A 17,406-nucleotide genomic window follows, 5' to 3' on the forward strand; every position below is an offset into this window, starting at 1 on the left:
GGAAGCTTTGTTATCTTAATTCTATTAATTGTGCCAAGTTAGTAAGATATGAGTTACTACATGAGTTAGCTTCAGAAGCTTGCATCCCCGTTGAACGAGTTAATGAGTGAATATGGTTGTTGCTGAACTGAAGAATCGTTGTATAAAAAAAATAGAGAGCGTTCCGTCAGCTATGACAGGACTCTCTCTTTCGTTTACTCGTTTACTATCTAAGCCCGACACATAACCTTACTCGAGATTGCCAACTGTCGTCTAAAGAACCTGACAAGCCTTATTACTTGAAATTTCGCAGGTTTGAAAATCTAACGAATCGTAGACATCTTATTTACGCTGCAGACATGTTTAAGTACCGAAATATCGCTAAATTGCATTAAATAGCGTGTCTGAGATTCGTTACATTTTCTATCACTGCCAAATCATTGGAATAAGGCTTCACAGATTCGTTAGCGCTACGCGGCCTACGGAGAAAACTACTTATGAGAATGGAATCGTAGTGAAATGTTATTGTGGAGATCCTAGTCTATTCTTCCTTGAAACTTAACTTATTACTCTTCCATGTTACTCACGTATACTCTTGTGGTTGTTCATGTTGTTACTCTTCATTTTTGCGTTGTTACTCATCGCTTATGTGAGCCCACATGTCACACTTCGCTTATGTGCGGAATGTTGTGAACTTCAACATGTGCACAAGCTTGGATAAATGTGCGATCTCCTGCTGGACTCCAGAGGTGTCCGTTCCTGCCATTGCCTGGTTCGCCCGCAGCGTTCTGCGTGTGTTCAACATACCTTCGATCAGTTTCATGACCGTGTTGCGTCCACGATGATCGACAATCATATACTTTTTGCGTGCATCCAGCTCTACCCATACGATGTTGCTGAATGATGTAAACAGATGCCTGCGGTACAGCTCCATATCGGTCTCATTGTAATGCTCGCCATAAAAGGCATAATATCCGTGTATGTGCAACTTCTCCGCCAGCACTGTGATGAACGGATCATGTTCGAGCATAGCGTTACGTTCCATGTTTCACGCCTCCGTTATGCGTGATCCGCAGATCCCGTCTTTTTGAGATCTATTTTAACATATTGCGCAAGGTGTTGCCTCTACACAGATAAAAGCCAAGTTTTAACTCCTAAGACTGATGCATCACAAATGAGAGTTATTAGCACGATACTAGTTTTCTAAATCTAATATGACTCGCCAATCCGTCTGCCCTTCACCCACACACCCTCAATATCCAGCTCCGCATTCAGCAAAACAATATCTGCCTGTTTTCCTTGAGCCAGGGAACCTGTCCGGTGATCAATGCCCAGCAGGCGTGCCGGTGTCAGACTTGCTGCTCTTGATGCAGCGTTCAGACTCAGGCCCACTTCCTGTATCAGGTAACGGAAACCGCGAATCATTGTCAGCGTGCTTCCCGCCAGTGCGCCGCCGTCCTTCAGTCTGGCCTCGCCATGCTTCACGATTACGGGCAGGTCGCCGATTTTGTACTCCCCGTCATCCAAACCCGCAGCAGACATGGCATCCGTGATCAATACGAGTTGATCATCATGTTGCTTCAGCTGAGCCAAGATTGAGATCGCCGCAGGATGCACGTGAATTCCGTCGGCAATCACCTCAGCACTGATACGTGGATCACTCAGCACGGCTCCGGCAGCCCCGGGTAGCCGGTGATGCAGCGGTGTCATGGCATTGAACGTATGTACTGCATGATGTAGTCCTGCCTCAACTGCCCGCTCCACCTCTTCATAGGTCGCATCCGTGTGACCAAGTGCCGCTGTAATCCGTTGTTCTCGCAGCCATGAAATGACTTCCAACGCGCCTTCACGTTCCGGTGCCAACGTAACTTGACGGATCAGGCCAGGATATTGCTTCTCCCATGCTTCGAGCCAAGATACATCAGGCAGAATGATGTGTTCCGGATTTTGCGCTCCAGGCCATTTCGGACTAAAAAACGGACCTTCCAGGTGCACACCCTCAAGTTGTGCATAGGGCATTTCACTCGAACGATAGCGGTCGACTTCGGCAAGTACGCTGTCCAGTCGCTCTTTTGGAGCCGTCATGGAAGTCGCAAGCATCGCTGTTGTGCCCTGCGTACTATGGAAAGAAGTGATCTTGTCCAACACCTCCGGGCTTGCGTCCATAAAGTCTTCCCCATTCCCACCATGCACATGGATATCAATGAATCCAGGCACAATGAGGCCGCGTTCCGGTACAGACAGCGGCAAAGCCTCTCGCCGAATCTGTTCAGGAAGACCTTCCGGTATCCCAGCATAAAGGATTTTCCCATCCCCCCAAGCTATTACACCGTCTTCCAATATTTCATCTGCGAGGAGCAGCTTGCCCCGAAGAAGAGAAATATTTTCATCACGCTGTCTCCCGCTAACACGGCTAGTCTCCTCGGTCATCTCACCAGCCTCCCAGCTGCACGGTCCAGCAATACCACCACATTTGGATGACATTGCAAAAGCGATGCAGGACAGGCAGTTGTGATTGGGCCCATGAACGCTTCGCGAATAATCTCCGCTTTTTCCTCGCCACGGGCAATGAGCAGAATCTGTTTGGCTTTTAAAATGGTACCGACACCCATCGTAATCGCCTGAGCCGGAACTTCATCAATGCTGTCAAAGAAACGTGCGTTTGCCTTTCGCGTCTCGTCTTTCAGATCCACGACATGTGTTCGTCCTGTAAGTTCAGTTCCCGGTTCATTGAAGCCAATATGACCATTATGTCCAATGCCAAGCAGTTGCAGATCTACAGGTCCACGATCATCCAATCTCTGTTCATAGGATTTACATTCCTGTTCCAGATCGGCAGCCTGACCATCAGGCACATGCGTTCTGGCAAGATCCATATCGATATGTTTGAATAATTGTTCGTTCATGAAACTGCGGTAGCTTTCACGATGTTCTGTTGGCAGCCCGACATACTCATCGAGATTAAAGGAAGAAGCCTGTGAGAAGCTGACCAGCCCCTTCTGGTACAACGTGATAAGCTGTTTATATATGCCCACAGGAGAACTTCCTGTCGCAAGCCCCAATACAGCCCGTGGTTTGGTCTGCAACAAGCTGGCAATGAGGCCAGCACCCGTGGAGTTTAAATCTTCTTCATTTTCAAAAATTCGTATATTCATCTTCATCTGTCAGGCACCTCCGTTGTGTTGGAATCGATAAGACTGCACGTTGTGATAGGATTGTTCCAGTCTGGGGATAAAACGGTCGAAGTCGGCACTTACCATGCCTGTGAACAAAATATCGACCACATGCAGCAGTGCAATACGGGAAGCCATATCTCCACGCCTCATGCCTTCTTCCAGAGAGGACGTAAAGAGTGGGATATCGGATACAATTGCGAGCGTGTTACTGCCATAGGAAGTCAGTGAAATCGTAGAAGCTCCGGCCTGTTTGGCACAATGCAGGGCATCTATGGTCTCTGGTGTTTCGCCTGAATAGGATACCGCCATCGCCACATCTCCCTCGGCGAGCGAAGATGCGGATGTAATCTGCATATGTGAGTCGGAAAAAGCCGTACAGCTTTTGCCAATCCGCACCAGTTTCTGATAGAAATCCTGTGTAACAATCGATGAGGTAGCTACACCGTACAGATCGATGCGGCGAGCCTGACACAATAATTGCACTGCCTGCTCCAATCTGCCCAAATCCAGCAAACGGGTGGTATCTGCAATCGACGCGAGGTGGTTGGCTTCGATAGCTTCAACAATTTTGGATAGGGAATTGCCCGCTACAATATCCTGATACGCAGTTTCATCAGATGCGTGGGACAATTCTGCGGCAAGTTTCATTTTGAAATCGGGAAAACCTTTGAAATGAAACGACTTGCAAAAGCGGGTCACCGTCGCCGCACTTGTGCCACTCTGCTCTGCCAGATGACTAATCGTCCAGCCGGGAATGTCCGATGGAGATTGCATAATGACTTCGGCAATACGTCGCTCCTGAGACGGAAGGTTATTCAGTTCTTGCTGCAACGCACGTAATATGGCTGCCATAAGGACCTCACTTCTATGAAAATTATTTTTATTTATTTTTAACAAATTAAGAAAATTATTTTTATAATTTCATTTTAATCAAGACGATCCTGCAAATCAAGAGGAATTTAACATGAATTATGCAATGATGCTGAGCGTGTATAGACTCTCACCTGCTTGATACGCATAGTGGATGTCCTTTATATTGAGAATCGAGAGGGGTGCAATTCTAATGAATCGAAGACAACAGAAAAAGTTCAGTCCTTCCACCTGGATTATTGCTACCAAACAAACAGAAGGACACGCCTATTATGCCCTCTATGCCATCGACTGGAAACGCGGAGGTCGGTTGAGTTGGGAAGGATGGAATCACCTTGAAGATCTGCTGCAATTTCATATTCCGATCAAACGAAAAGCCGGAGGAAGGAAATCCGCTTCCCAGCCTGCCGCAAAAATTGCGAAAAGAGCACTCCATCTTCATCTGAACGAAGCACAATTTGAGGAATTGGAGCAGCTCTTTTATCAGCCATTTTCGAAGAAAAGATGGAGGACGTTCCTTCAAATGAATAGGAATCAATAAGTGTATGGATTCGGTTGTTTCATTTTTTCACGCTCAAACAAAAAAGCCTCTTCCTTCTTTAGTTTAGTTAAAGAATAGGAAAGACTTTCGCGGTACTAAGATTCAATTCGTTTTAATGCAATTTCCATTCAACTAAACGCTCAACTCAAGTTAACTCGGTCTAATTCATGTCATCATATCGTTTTAAGAATTTGCTGGCTAAGCCGGGTACAGTCATTTGATGGACCGATTGATTTTCAATCTCCTCCGCCAGATCATCATCTGTGAGAGAAACGAAAAACGTAATGTCTGCTTTGGTTTGTCCATATCGGGCGAAAACGTCATCTGCTGTCTCATTCACAACTTTGGCGATGATTCGAATGATCTCATCCTTATACTTCTGGACATCTTCTGTTGCATACAACAATCGACTGATGTGGTTAAAGTGCGTATCCTCGCCATATTGATATTCGGAGCAGCCCCATCTGTAATAGATCTCATCCTCCTCACTATCACATAGCCCTTGCTCTTTCATACTCACAATATGCCTAGCCAGGGATTCCTCTGTATTTACCGCCATGAACAGCGTTACCCAATCACTGTCTGTTCCAAAGGCACAAGCATATACTTTCTCGTGCTCTACCTTAGCCAGCGTTTTTTCCAGATCAGGTAGAAACTCCGCTCGAAATTGATTTTCAAATTCACTTAAAAAGTGGTCCACACAGCTCATCCTTTCATTTTCAATGCAGTTTAAGATTCAAATGTCTTTTCAAACCATTGATTCGGGCCGAAGCGTTTAACGAGATATCCATATCCCCGTCCTGTCGATACTATATGTTCTCTCAATAACTACAAGGTACCATATAATTATAAATAACGCGCTTACTTCCTACACTCTTAATGCTATAATAAAAATACGACTATCCAAGCGAGGTGACGCCGATGAAATGGGAAGAGATCATTGAATTACACCCAGATCGTTTTGTACTTGTGGAAGCAATCAAGGCAAGCTCCTGCAACCGTGTCCGTCAACTAGAGGATATAGCTGTTATTCAAAACTATGATAATCCTCAAGAAGCCTGGAGCGGTTACAAAGAACTGCACAAGCTCCATCCGACACGCGAGTTATATGTCTTTCATACGAGCAGAAGCGATGTTGAGGTTGTAGAAGAATTTTTTTCAGGAGTGCGGCAACGAACATGAAACTACAACTACAGCAAGGCTTACCTATCGTATCCTTGACCATAAGCCATAATGAACAAACTATCATTTTGCATAATATTTTATTTGATACAGGCTGTTCAGCAACTGTGTTTGATACCGATGCATTAGCTGCAGTAGGTATACAGATTGATTTTATTAATGGACGAGCTAAGCGAATGTATGGGGTAGGTGGAACGAGCGAAATCTGCTATGAACAGCACATTCCCAATCTTCATATTGAGCATATTGCTTTGACTGATTTTCCAATTCAACTTGGTTCAATTCAAGAACCTTATGGTTTTGACGGAATCATTGGCATTGATTTTATGATGAGAACCTCATGCAAAGTCGACTTTGAATTAATGGATGTTCAATTTTCAACATAAGCCATGTAATGATAACCTTTGGATGGTTGCGTTGCGTGGCTTATTTTTATACACCATGGATGGGTGACTTAATCCCTGAACAGCGGATCATCTGATGTAATAAACTATAAATCAGTAGCAAAAAAGCCTTGCCCCATTCTTCATGACAAAGAATAGAGAAAGGCTTTCATGCTGCTACTTAATCCTAACTGTAATTCGCAACTAAATCTTCAGTTCTCCAAGCTTAATCAGCTCGACAACTGCCTGCGAACGACCCTTAACATTGAGTTTCTGCATCACATTCGAAATATGGTTACGCACCGTTTTCTCGCTGATGAATAACTGCCCTGCGATGTCACGCGTTGTTTTGTCTTGAACCAGTAATTCGAATACTTCGCGTTCACGGTGGGTCAACAAAAATTTGCTTTTATGATCGATACCCTTCAATGTTCACCCCTCCTTGCTCGGGTTGTGTTGGTGTAACAAGGTTAAGGGGATACAGTCAACTCATCTTATGTCAGGTCAAGGGCGTTGGTTCAGTTTTATAAGAAAAATGGGCAGTAAACATGTGATTCATTGTCCAAAGAGAACGTATGCAATTGTGTATGTATTGGATCATGTAAAACAAACATGCCCCTGCAGCGGATGTTACCATCTGCGCAAAGGCACACTTGTTCATCTGTCTTCAGAACTACCGATTCATTCGGTTCATCATGCCATCGTTATTATTACGGTTCATCAGGCCATCATCAAGGATGCCATCACGTTGATTCGTATCTGTTCCGTTCGTTGGGAAAATGCGCTCCACCATCGATTGGAACGTATCGATCATGCCACTAACGGGCTTACCGTTACGAATATCTGTGGCATAGTTCTCCACATGCTCCACAAAGTCCGGATTGGCTGATACATATACATTCTCGATGTTTGGTGCAAACTGTTTGATTTTGGCTGAAATCTTACCCTTAATCTCAGCTGATGTGTTATCGTCCGTGCTATCTACACGTTGTCCCTCACTTTTCATACCATAATGCCCATCGTCTGTCCCACGTGCTTTGCCGCTGTTTGTCAGACCACGCATCATACCAATGGTGCCTGTGCCCATAGTTCCATAGATGCTGCGGTCATTCCCCATATGGCTGCGATCCGTTGCCGAATTTGTGTTCAGTCCTGGAGCAATTCCGCTAGTGCTGTACGGAGACATTGTGCCCGTACCGCCATTCACACGCATACCACCCATATCGTGATTCATGTTGCCCCCACGCATGGTATCACTGGCATGATTACGCATCGTTCCATTCAGCATGCTCGTACGACCATTCGACTTGCTTTCCAACTTGCCTGCATGACCATCTGCCAAACGAACCGCCACATAAGCATTACGATCCGTTAACATGACACGAGCGGTTTTAACTTCCTTCATCTCTGTGATGCGTTTTGCCAGCTCTTCACTGGATTTCAGGTCAGTCACATTATGCATGCGATAACTTTTCGCACGGATGCCATCCATGCCATTTGTTTCCACACCATAACGGTTAATGCCGTTAGCTTGCTGACGAACACTCTGTGTATGCATATTGTTGGTATCCCGATTCGTGCCACAACCTGTCAAACCGGCCATTACAAAGATTGCAGTAGATAATGATAACGTAATAGCTGTTGCCTTTTTGACTGCTGGCATGTACTCATCCTCCAATGTTTGTTGGTTTTGGTCACAAAGTTAGGATGCGCTTCTGTAGGTACCGATATGCTGAAAGGATATGGTACCTTACCCTGTAGATTTGGGTCTTCTGGTTTTGGTCTCTGTTTATTGGTCTTTGGGTTTTGATCTGTGGACCGTGAGTTTCTTCGCTATATAAAATAAAAAAAACAGTGCTGCTTGTTCGCAGCACTGCCTCGAAATCATATTTGCATCTCAACACAATAATATCACTTATCTTCCGCCCCGCTCATTTCCCGTCGGTTGAAGAGGATGTCGTTCCCTCATTTGCAGAACTCGATGATTCTTCCGAAGAAGTTGTGGATGCTTTAATTGTATCCGGGAATTTCTCGGCTTCCGTTAGACTCGTCGCATCCATCGCATATGCCCATTGACCATCCGGCGTAATGACCCAGATCTGATCCGGTTCGGATGGCACCGTAAGTCCCCGATACACGTCTCTAACTTGTTGCCCATCAACCGTCTGTTCAACAGACAGAGTGAATCGTGGAATCGAATTCTTCAGCTCGGACGCTTTGCGCACATCATCTGCTGTCGACAGGTTTTTGATTTTGCCGATAAGAGATACGGCATCTGTGGCTTCAATCGTTTTTCCATTCAGTGTCCAAGTCTGCTCTGCCGCATCGTTCTCCGATGTCGATGTTAACATCCAGGTAGCTGCTTCACCTTCCCACTCCAGAGACTCAACATTCGTCTCATCCATGTTGAAAGGTGTAGTGTCCAATAAATCACGACGAGACAAGGCCATGCTGTTAATCGCCTCTGTCTGCACAGCAACCACAGGGCCCGAATCAACACGCACATAACGTGCATCATCTGCTGGAAGCTGGCCGCCAATAGCCAGTTTGATCTCCCGATTATCTTTAAGTTTGATATCCATACGTGTAGCATCTGTACCTAATCCGTACTTATCCGGATCCGTCGGCGATTCTTCCACCACCAGTTCCTGATTCGCACCACTAAGAGCATCCAGCCAGCTGCTTACACTGTAACCGTTCAGAGGATAGACTTTTGGCTCAACCATCTGCCATACGCCATTTTCAAGTGCCAAGGTCGAAGATGCTGCTGTACCGGATGTCTCCTGCGTTGTGTCATGTATTGTGATGGATTGAATATCCCCCGATTGAATACCGAGCAACTTGGCTTGCACCGCTTCTTCTTCCCGAAAATAATTTTGACTGGCCGCGTACACCCAGCCCACAATCAGTACGATGACCACCAGAATTGTTGGGACCCATTTTCTCATACCCGTCTACGCCTCCACCATAAGAGTACACCGATGATAACAAAGATAAGTGGGAACGCTACAATAGCCACGAAGAAAATCGTTCTGGCTTGCTCGCCATTCAGGTATGCCGTCTCATACCCGGCTTGTACCCGTGGGCGAATCGTCAATCCATTTTCTTTCTCACTCAGATAGTTTACCGTATTCAAAATAAAGTCCCGATTGCCGCCATTCGCAATTTCCGAATCCTGCATGAAAATGGACGAGCCCAGAATAACCGCCTTCGGTTTGCCATCCGTTGTATCGACTGCATACCCTAATTCAACGGGTCCCTGAATGTCCTCTTCGGCATCATTGGTTGTTTCATTCTGCAATAAGCCGCCGATATTTGTCTCCCCATAACTGTCATTCGAAGAATGAATTAACGGTGAAAGGGTATATTTATCCTGTTCTTTGCTGGTCAACGCAATCGACAACGACAACATCGGATACAATTGGCTTGCAGCAAGTTTGTCCGTAATTGCATGTGTACCATACTCCGGCACCACCCAGAGTGGCCCCATCGTACTGGCTTGCTGGTTATCCACCATGACCGCATGCTCGTCAACGACGCCATAGTCAGCCATCAGGGCATCGATGTTTTTCCAACTGGATTTCATATCTTCTACAAATCCGAGGGATAATAACAGCTTGCCTCCATTACTCAGATAGGTGCGAATGGCCTTCATTTCTGCATCACTGAGATCACGTTGTGGACCTATAATGGCAAGCACATCTGCATCTTCCGGAACCTTCCCGGCCTGATTCAACTGCAACTCTTCCGTCTGCACATTATTTTGTTCCAAGGAGGATTTCAGCGTAGTCATCTGATCAAGACTCAGTTCTTCATGTCCGGTCATAAAGACCATTTTATGCATCTCGGTGGATGACATATTCATGAGCGCCTGTGTCAGCTTTTCTTCACCTGTGAATTGATATGATCCGTCACTGCCGTCACCTGTCGCGCTGAACAAACTGGCGATATCAATCACTTTGTGCTGATCTCCCTGCTCCAGCACAATGGAGCTGCCTGTTATGCCGTATTTGGATGCAAGCGCAGGTTCTTGCGTCAGATTATACTGTTTTAGCTTCAACTTGCTATTACGTTTCGTGTATTCCTCGACCATATCCGTGACCTCACGGTTCAGGACGGTGTTGTTGGCATTTTCGACGGTTAACACCAGAATGTTAACGTCATCCTTCACGTCTTTGATCGCAGTTAGAGACTGGTCAGACAACGTGTATTGTTTGTTCGAGGTCAGATCCAGCTGGAAGCCGCCAAGTGAATTCAGGAACAGTGTTAGCAAAATAAAGATGCCAATCACCGCTACGGACAGCACGGTACTGTTGGTATGACTTAACCATTTTTTCATCTTCTCACCTCCACCGCTTCCGTTCCACAATTTGAATGCTTAACAGCAGAAACACACCTGAAAGTGTGACATAGTACAATATATCCGGTCCACTAAGTACACCTTTCATGAAGCTGTCGAACCGGTTGGTCAGTGCAAATGGATCCAGCCACTGTTGCAAAGCAGATCCCGTATTTCCTGCGAATGAATCAAGCATCCACAAAACGAGCAAAATAATAAAACCCGCCACCGCAGACACCATCTGATGCTGGGATAATGTAGAAGCGAACAGTCCAATCGCCATCATGCTTCCGCCCAGGAAAAATAACCCCAGCGCAGACATCCATACTGTCGTCATATCCAATGTCCCATAGAACGACATGATGAATGGATACACCAGACTACACAGGATGAGCACGACCAGAATGGCCAGAGAAGCAAGATATTTGCCAAAAATAATTTCTGTTACCCGTGCCGGAGAAGTCAGCAACAACTCATCCGTTCCCTGTCTGAATTCCTCTGCAACCAGTCGCATCGTTAACAATGGCACGACAAACAGCAGCATGGACAACGTATCGCCCAACACGAGACGATAATCGACAATACTCGGCTGGTAATATACAAAGCTTGAATAGAACAGCAGACTGGTCATCAGTACATATACGGCAAAAGCAAAATAGGACGTCGGAGACAGAAAATAAGCTTGTAGCTCTTTATTGCATACCGCCATCATTCGTCTCATTTGGAATCCTCCCCTTTGTGAGCTTGGGGCGAAGTATCGGCTGCTGTAGTCACTGATGTTTCTGATGTACTCGAGGAGTCGAGGTCCGCAGTTACGTCCTGATCCATCTCTGCCCCAGCAGCCTTATCCACATCTGCCGAATTCGCGTCTGCCCCTGTTGTCTCGGTTGTCGTCAGCTTCAGGAAGATTTGCTCCAGGCTCAGGTTCTCCTTCTTCATCTCCAGTATCGGTAATCCTGCACCAGACAAAAGGTAGAACAGCTCCTCCCGGAAATCTTCCGAGTTTTCTCCAGTAAGCAGCATTTTAACCGTATTCGCTGAATCTGAATTAAGTGAACTATCTTTGGTGGGATTTGCATCCGATGCTTGAATGACTTCACTCCGCACCTTCTCCCATGGGGTCAGCACATTATGTAATTGCTCCGCAGTGGCCTTCACTTCAATCGACACCTTGAACTGATCCCCCATTGCTGATCCGAAATGCTGAGGTGAACCATCCAGCACGAGCTGTCCCTGATTAATAATCAACATTCGATTACAGAGCGTGCTCACTTCAGGCAAAATATGCGTACTGAGCAGCACCGTATGGTTCTCTCCCAGTTCCCGAATCAGATCTCTGATCTCGATAATCTGATTTGGATCAAGGCCCGATGTTGGCTCATCCAGAACCAGCAGATCCGGTTTATGAATAATGGCTCCTGCCAGCCCAAGGCGTTGTTTGTATCCTTTGGATAACCCACGTACCATTTGCCTTTCCCGACCCTGAAGTCCCAATCTACTAACCATCTCACTGACACGCAGCTTAACCTCACGTGCCGGGACATCTCGCAGATTGGCTACGAATTTAAGATAGGACTGCACCGTCATATCCGGATACAGTGGCGGAGTTTCAGGCAGATACCCAATCTTGGAACGAACACGCTGACCCTGCTCATGCACCGATACCCCATCCACCATAATGGTACCCGCGGTTGGATGCAGATAGCCCGTAATCATACGCATCGTTGTTGTTTTTCCGGCACCATTGGGCCCGAGAAAGCCAACAATCTCACCACGTTCCATGGTGAAGTCCAGTTGATGTACGCCGCGTTGCCCTTCGTAAACTTTGCTGACCTGTTTCACTTCGAGCACATCATTCATCCTTTCCCGTTAAAATACCCGTGCACCATCGTTCAGGTTAGATGATAGACACGGGAAGTTCCTTGTATCTTACGTGAGCTATCCTAGCCTCAGCTTAATGACACTTAAAAGGCAGCTTAAAAATATTTGTCCAAAATGTGAACATTCCGGTTAACACCCACACCCTGCACTTAAAGCCAACGTAACATAGAGTACAGGAGAATGTGCTCCTGACCAAAAGTCAGAGGGTGAATCGTGTGAAAGTATTATTCACGTTTTATGTTCCGAGCGGTGGCGTGGATACGTTAAATCGACTGCGCACCGCTGTTCTGAAACGCCACGGCATTGAAGCGCACCTATTATATCTCAACACAGGCTCGGGATTGCAGAACAACAGTGATACGCCCATTTTCACCGCGTCCAGTGACGAGGATATTCATCATATCATTCATACTCATCATTATGATGCCATCATTGCCACTTCAGACATCGCTATGCCCGGCCGCTTGAGAGGACTTGGATATACCGGACGAATTATTTTTGAAGCGCAGGGACTCGGAACACGCGATCAGGCTCTGGAAACGATACAGATGGGTGTCCCTTACCTTCAAGCCCATTGCGATGCTGCCGTTATACCTCCCACAGACCATCTGCTGGATATGTTCATTCATATCTGTCCTTGGCTTCATCGGTTTGTTATTCCCAATATGCTGGATACGAACACCTTCGCACCCATTTTGGTGGATACCCCACCCTATCCGGTGCTGGCTTGGGTAGGACGACTTGAACACAACAAAAACTGGCGTGAATATTTAATCATCTCAAGTGAAATCGTCAAAAAAAATCCGAAAGCCAGACTATGGTTATTCCACGATCCAACTTTGGCTAATCCAGAAGATGAGGTCATGTTCCGGCACATGCTGGCAGAATACGGGCTTGAGGATCGGATTGGCATCTTCATCAATGTTCCACATTCTCAGATGCCTGCATACTATTCCATGATTGCCGAATCAGGGGGGATCATGTTATCCACTTCCTTGCTTGAAGGATTCGGTTATGCCGTCGCTGAAGCCATCAGTTGTGGCTGCCCGGTGCTCAGCACGGATTCGGATGGTGTGCGTTCATTTATCACACATAATAAGACTGGAAAGTTTTATCCGATTGGAAATGTAAAGGCAGCTGTAGCCGAAGCAAGGGAGCTCATGGGTAACAAGAAACTGCGTGACTATATTCGCATTCAGGGCAGACAGCATATGAGCTTGTCTTTTTCACCCGATCGATATGCCATTTCTTTCCGTGAAATGATGACAGCACTGCGAATTTTCCATTGAATATAGCAAAAAGGCAGTTCAGCAAAATTTTCTCTGAACTGCCTTAGTATGGTTTTTAAGAAATCTTAGTGTCCCATCATCATCGCGGGATCAGGCTTGTCGCCATTTTGAAGTTCTTCTTCCGGCATCGGTTTAGGTTTGCGCAGAATCAGACTGAGCAAACATCCGAACAATGCAATACAAGCGGCCAGGAAGAACGTATCATTGAAACCAGCCACCAAACCATGAACGATAGCGGTCGGCTCCGTACTCGTTGTATTGTCTGCGATTCTTGAAGTAAGGAAGCCTGTAAGCCCTGCAACCGCAAAGGACACGACCACTTGCTGTGCAGCGGCCGTGAGCGGTGTCACCCGTCCAACCAACTTGCGCGGTGCAGCATTTAATACATGCGTATTGAGTGGCATCATGGACAAGCCCATACCCAGACCCATCATGACCAGAGCCGTTATTATCAGGCCAAGACCTGTCTCCACAGTGATGGAGGACAGAATAAACAATGCTCCCGAGATAATACCCAGACCCACAAAGGCCAAAGGTCTAGCACCTATTTTATCAAACAATCGACCACCAAGCGGCATACCCACTCCGGAAGCCAATGCCTGTGGCAGCAGAATCAATCCAGTTTCCAGTGCAGTGTACCCTTTGATCTGTTGCAAGTAGAGCGGGATCAGGATCATCGCACCAAACAGTGCCACTTGTGACACCCATGCGAGAATAATTCCCCGTGAGAAATCAGATGATTTGAATACCCGGAGTTCAAGCAATGGATTTTGATGACGAAGCTCCACAATAATGAACAAAATGAGCGCTACACCACCCACAATGACACCCGTCAAAGTTGTTGCAGACGTCCAGCTCGTTCCACCCTCACTCACACCGTAGGCCAGCATCGAGAACGCAATTGGCGCCAGAATCATGCCGAGCAGATCCAGTGCAGGTGTGCGTCCACGATCTGTATCAGGCAAAAACTTGATACATAGAATGAAAGCTGCAATACCAATGGGCAAGTTAATCAGGAAGATCCAGTGCCAGCTCAGTGATTCAATAAACCACCCGGACAACACCGGACCCAATGCAGGGGCAAGCAGCATCGGAATTCCCAGCATCCCCATGATGGAACCTCTTCGCTCAGGAGGAGCCAGACGAAAGACCATTGCCATACCAATAGGGGCAACCATGCCTCCACCAAGGCCCTGAATGACACGGTAAATGATTAATTGCTCAGGTGATTGGGCAATCGAGCATAACACAGAACCCAAGGTGAACATGGCAATCGTGAACAGAAATACTCTTTTGGCACCAAAGCGGTCCGTTAACCAGCCTGCCAGTGGAATAACTGCAGACAAAGCCAGAGTGTAACCCGTAACCGTCCATTGGATGGTTTTCAGGTCGGTCTCGAAATATTGAACCAGATTCGGAATGGCCACGTTCACCACCGTACTGTCCAGTATAACCATGATCATACCGACGATAATTGCCAGGAGTGGCAGTATAATCGTTTTGATTGAAAACTCTGCGGGCTCCTGGGATACTGCTGTTTGTTCTTTCACGTTCTCCACACTCTTTTCCAGCCAGGAGATCGCAGGCTTATCCATGCGTCTCACTCAGCCTATATTGACGACTAATTTCAAACTATCGTTTTAAATCGTCGTTTTAAACTTTCGTTTAATACTGATCTAATTCTAATGAAAATACCTTTGCTGTCAAGCTATTTTTTTAGGCATTTCTACTATGGATACACCACAAAAAAAATGGAACAGGCACCTTCCCTGCTCCATACGTTGGTTATTCATGACTATTCAATGATGTCCATATCAATCTGCAAGCTTCATCATCTGATATTCTGACAGTATGCCCAATGTCTGACCGTGAATACTTCTGCAATATATTCGAATAACCAAATGATTCGGTGAAGAACTGTTGCTGATAACCCTCAGTTCATAAGGCTCGGGTGACACATCCAGATTATGAATGACCTGATTACCGCCCGTTCCCTCCGAATATGCCGTTAGGTGAAAAAGGTGTCGGTACAGTTCTCCGTGCATACTGGCTCCACCAACAAATACATCCGTCCCTCCCTCGCCGCCCACATAGGCCAACTCCACATCCATGTACTTGACGGGAACAAATGTCTGTAACAGATTCTCATGAATCTCAAGTAAATATACCGCCACTGTAGATCCCTCCTTCGGAGCACATGAACCTTCCTGTACATAGGATATGCTTCCTCTCGTCCATTGCCATTTGCATTCACCCATTTTCGACCAATTACACGGAAATGCCCGACCTTCCGGTCCTCTTTTTTCATAGAATAAAAGGATAGAAGCTCGGCCGGTGCAGGCCGTGACAAGGAGGTAGCTATGAAAGTTCTGCTCGTTACGTATTGGGAGCTTACACATATGGGAGGCATATGGACATATGTTAAACAATTGGCCGACAGGTTAATCGCACTTGGTGTAGAGGTTGATATCATGGGCACAAATGGTGCCAATAACGAAGTATATGTTCGTAATCTGAACCGTGCTTTCTCCAAGGATAAGGTATGGCCCATGCTGCAAGCCAAACTCAATCCGACTGATTTGCCACAATTCACTGCCGATCCTCTTCTCGCTTATTATGAACTGAATAGATATGCCTTCGAGATGGCGGCCGCTTATCTGGGGGTGGACCACTATGATGTTATTCATGCGCAAGATCCGGTAGCTGCCGTGGCCATAAAACGCATTTTGAACCGCAATATCCCACTGGTTACAAGCTATCATGGCGCTCTTGCACGCGAAGCCTTTTACGATGCTCAAAATTCCAACCCACAGCTTACTCTCCCTTCATATTTGCAATCCAAGCGTGGACGTTATTTTCTCTCATTGGAAGAACGAAGTGCAGCACAGTCCGAGCTCATTCTCGTGTCAAGCCACTGGATCAAGAGTACGCTTACAGAGCTTGCCGTTCCTGAATCAAAGTTCAGACAGATTCCCTATGCTGTAGATCTGCCAGCCTACCGTGCCTCAGCAGCTGTGAAGTTCCGCCAGCGACCACCTGCGGGCAAGAAAGTCATTGCCTTTACCGGACGACTTGAATACATCAAGGGCGTTCATGTGTTAATCAAGGCCTTAGCCAGTCTGAAAAATAAACGTTCCGATTGGGTCTGCTGGATCGCAGGAGAAGGCAATCTAACCGATGAATTGCGGTCACAGGCCGCTTCAACGGGTCTTGGAGCCGATGTTGTGTTCTGGGGCAAGCTGGACAATATTCCTTCCTTCCTGCGCCATGCAGACATCTATGTCCAACCCAGCCTGCAGGACACCCAGCCGTTCTCCGTTACCGAAGCGCAACTGGCGGGTGTACCTGTTATCGTCAGTGGTACAGCCGGCATGCCTGAGATGGTTGAACCTGGACGTACGGGATGGGTTGTTCCTCCGCAGGATGTCGACTCGCTCCGTGAACTGTTGGATGCACTACTTGAGGATAATGTTACCCGGAGAACAGTGGGTGCAGCGGCGAAAGCCTGGGCTGAACAACACCGTTCACTGGAAGTGATGGGATTTCGTACATTTCAAGTCTACCAAGAAGCCATTTACAGAGGAGGACATACGATATGACGTTACTTGTTCCGAGTGATCTATACAATCGCTGGTTTTCGACTCCAGTTTCCACACCTCACATCAACGTGGATTACGCTGTAATGAATGAATTGATGAAAAAGCTGCCTAAAGGATATGTATTTCCCGATCCTGCATCCATGGCGATCATGAATTCAAAAGATTGA

At 46.5% G+C, this 17,406-nt stretch carries 19 protein-coding genes; 6 read left to right on the forward strand and 13 right to left on the reverse strand.

The window, feature by feature from the left end; genetic code table 11:
• Nucleotides 1-652 precede the first annotated feature (652 nt).
• The 4 genes from V6669_RS24315 to V6669_RS24330 all read right to left on the reverse strand — a co-directional run bounded on the left by V6669_RS24315 (nt 653) and on the right by V6669_RS24330 (nt 4,007).
• On the reverse strand, nt 653-1,024 hold the full coding sequence (locus tag V6669_RS24315) for a hypothetical protein (protein WP_074096289.1): 372 nt from the start codon (nt 1,022-1,024) through the stop codon (nt 653-655).
• A 164-nt stretch (nt 1,025-1,188) separates the two neighbouring features.
• Nucleotides 1,189-2,409: an N-acetylglucosamine-6-phosphate deacetylase gene (nagA, locus tag V6669_RS24320; RefSeq protein WP_338588399.1), complete on the reverse strand. Its 1,221-nt coding sequence runs from the start codon at nt 2,407-2,409 to the stop codon at nt 1,189-1,191.
• Nucleotides 2,406-3,134: a glucosamine-6-phosphate deaminase gene (gene nagB / locus V6669_RS24325; protein WP_338595032.1), complete on the reverse strand. Its 729-nt coding sequence runs from the start codon at nt 3,132-3,134 to the stop codon at nt 2,406-2,408. The genes nagA and nagB overlap by 4 nt, the downstream gene beginning before the upstream one ends.
• Before the next feature lie 9 nt (nt 3,135-3,143).
• On the reverse strand, nt 3,144-4,007 hold the full coding sequence (locus V6669_RS24330; RefSeq protein WP_338588400.1) for a MurR/RpiR family transcriptional regulator: 864 nt from the start codon (nt 4,005-4,007) through the stop codon (nt 3,144-3,146).
• Nucleotides 4,008-4,218: 211 nt separating this feature from the next.
• On the opposite strand from V6669_RS24330, the gene V6669_RS24335 reads away from it, so the two are divergent.
• Entirely contained in the window at nt 4,219-4,566 is a 348-nt protein-coding gene (locus V6669_RS24335; protein ID WP_338588401.1) for a hypothetical protein, read from the forward strand.
• A gap of 160 nt (nt 4,567-4,726) precedes the next feature.
• Here V6669_RS24335 and V6669_RS24340 read toward each other — a convergent pair whose 3' ends face one another.
• Nucleotides 4,727-5,266 carry a DUF4303 domain-containing protein gene (locus V6669_RS24340; protein WP_338588402.1) on the reverse strand — a complete coding sequence of 180 codons (540 nt, stop codon included), beginning with the start codon at nt 5,264-5,266 and terminating at the stop codon, nt 4,727-4,729.
• 221 nt (nt 5,267-5,487) lie between these two features.
• Between V6669_RS24340 and V6669_RS24345 the strand changes: the two genes are divergently transcribed.
• Nucleotides 5,488-5,748, forward strand: coding sequence for a hypothetical protein (locus V6669_RS24345; protein WP_338588403.1), 261 nt, complete (start codon nt 5,488-5,490; stop codon nt 5,746-5,748).
• Complete coding sequence (locus V6669_RS24350) at nt 5,745-6,134, forward strand: aspartyl protease family protein (RefSeq protein ID WP_338588404.1); 390 nt, start codon at nt 5,745-5,747, stop codon at nt 6,132-6,134. Before V6669_RS24345 ends, V6669_RS24350 begins: the two co-directional genes overlap by 4 nt.
• Before the next feature lie 201 nt (nt 6,135-6,335).
• Here V6669_RS24350 and V6669_RS24355 read toward each other — a convergent pair whose 3' ends face one another.
• The 6 genes from V6669_RS24355 to V6669_RS24380 form a co-directional block, all read right to left on the reverse strand.
• Complete coding sequence (locus V6669_RS24355) at nt 6,336-6,560, reverse strand: helix-turn-helix transcriptional regulator (protein ID WP_017692532.1); 225 nt, start codon at nt 6,558-6,560, stop codon at nt 6,336-6,338.
• 244 nt (nt 6,561-6,804) lie between these two features.
• Entirely contained in the window at nt 6,805-7,794 is a 990-nt protein-coding gene (locus tag V6669_RS24360) for a YhcN/YlaJ family sporulation lipoprotein (protein WP_338588405.1), read from the reverse strand.
• 268 nt (nt 7,795-8,062) lie between these two features.
• Complete coding sequence (locus tag V6669_RS24365; RefSeq protein ID WP_338588406.1) at nt 8,063-9,079, reverse strand: DUF4340 domain-containing protein; 1,017 nt, start codon at nt 9,077-9,079, stop codon at nt 8,063-8,065.
• Entirely contained in the window at nt 9,076-10,470 is a 1,395-nt protein-coding gene (locus V6669_RS24370) for a GldG family protein (RefSeq protein WP_338588407.1), read from the reverse strand. Before V6669_RS24370 ends, V6669_RS24365 begins: the two co-directional genes overlap by 4 nt.
• A 4-nt stretch (nt 10,471-10,474) precedes the next feature.
• A complete protein-coding gene (locus tag V6669_RS24375; protein WP_017692528.1) occupies nt 10,475-11,191 on the reverse strand; it encodes an ABC transporter permease subunit in 717 nt (238 codons plus the stop codon).
• A complete protein-coding gene (locus tag V6669_RS24380) occupies nt 11,188-12,321 on the reverse strand; it encodes an ATP-binding cassette domain-containing protein (protein ID WP_338588408.1) in 1,134 nt (377 codons plus the stop codon). The genes V6669_RS24375 and V6669_RS24380 overlap by 4 nt, the downstream gene beginning before the upstream one ends.
• Before the next feature lie 245 nt (nt 12,322-12,566).
• Here V6669_RS24380 and V6669_RS24385 point away from each other — a divergent pair, with 245 nt between their 5' ends.
• On the forward strand, nt 12,567-13,640 hold the full coding sequence (locus V6669_RS24385) for a glycosyltransferase family 4 protein (protein WP_338588409.1): 1,074 nt from the start codon (nt 12,567-12,569) through the stop codon (nt 13,638-13,640).
• 65 nt (nt 13,641-13,705) lie between these two features.
• On the opposite strand, the gene V6669_RS24390 is transcribed toward V6669_RS24385, so the two are convergent.
• Both V6669_RS24390 and V6669_RS24395 read right to left on the reverse strand, forming a co-directional pair.
• Nucleotides 13,706-15,235, reverse strand: coding sequence for a DHA2 family efflux MFS transporter permease subunit (locus V6669_RS24390; protein ID WP_338588410.1), 1,530 nt, complete (start codon nt 15,233-15,235; stop codon nt 13,706-13,708).
• Between the two features lie 219 nt (nt 15,236-15,454).
• Nucleotides 15,455-15,814, reverse strand: a complete 360-nt coding sequence (locus V6669_RS24395; RefSeq protein ID WP_338588411.1) for a hypothetical protein — start codon at nt 15,812-15,814, stop codon at nt 15,455-15,457.
• Between the two features lie 186 nt (nt 15,815-16,000).
• On the opposite strand from V6669_RS24395, the gene V6669_RS24400 reads away from it, so the two are divergent.
• Nucleotides 16,001-17,239 carry a glycosyltransferase family 4 protein gene (locus V6669_RS24400; RefSeq protein ID WP_338588412.1) on the forward strand — a complete coding sequence of 413 codons (1,239 nt, stop codon included), beginning with the start codon at nt 16,001-16,003 and terminating at the stop codon, nt 17,237-17,239.
• The gene (locus tag V6669_RS24405; RefSeq protein ID WP_211084618.1) at nt 17,236-17,406 is read left to right on the forward strand and encodes a hypothetical protein; all 171 of its coding nucleotides are present in this window, start codon (nt 17,236-17,238) and stop codon (nt 17,404-17,406) included. The genes V6669_RS24400 and V6669_RS24405 overlap by 4 nt, the downstream gene beginning before the upstream one ends.

It is taken from the genome of Paenibacillus sp. Y5S-9 (assembly GCF_036894235.1).
Taxonomy (GTDB): domain Bacteria; phylum Bacillota; class Bacilli; order Paenibacillales; family Paenibacillaceae; genus Paenibacillus.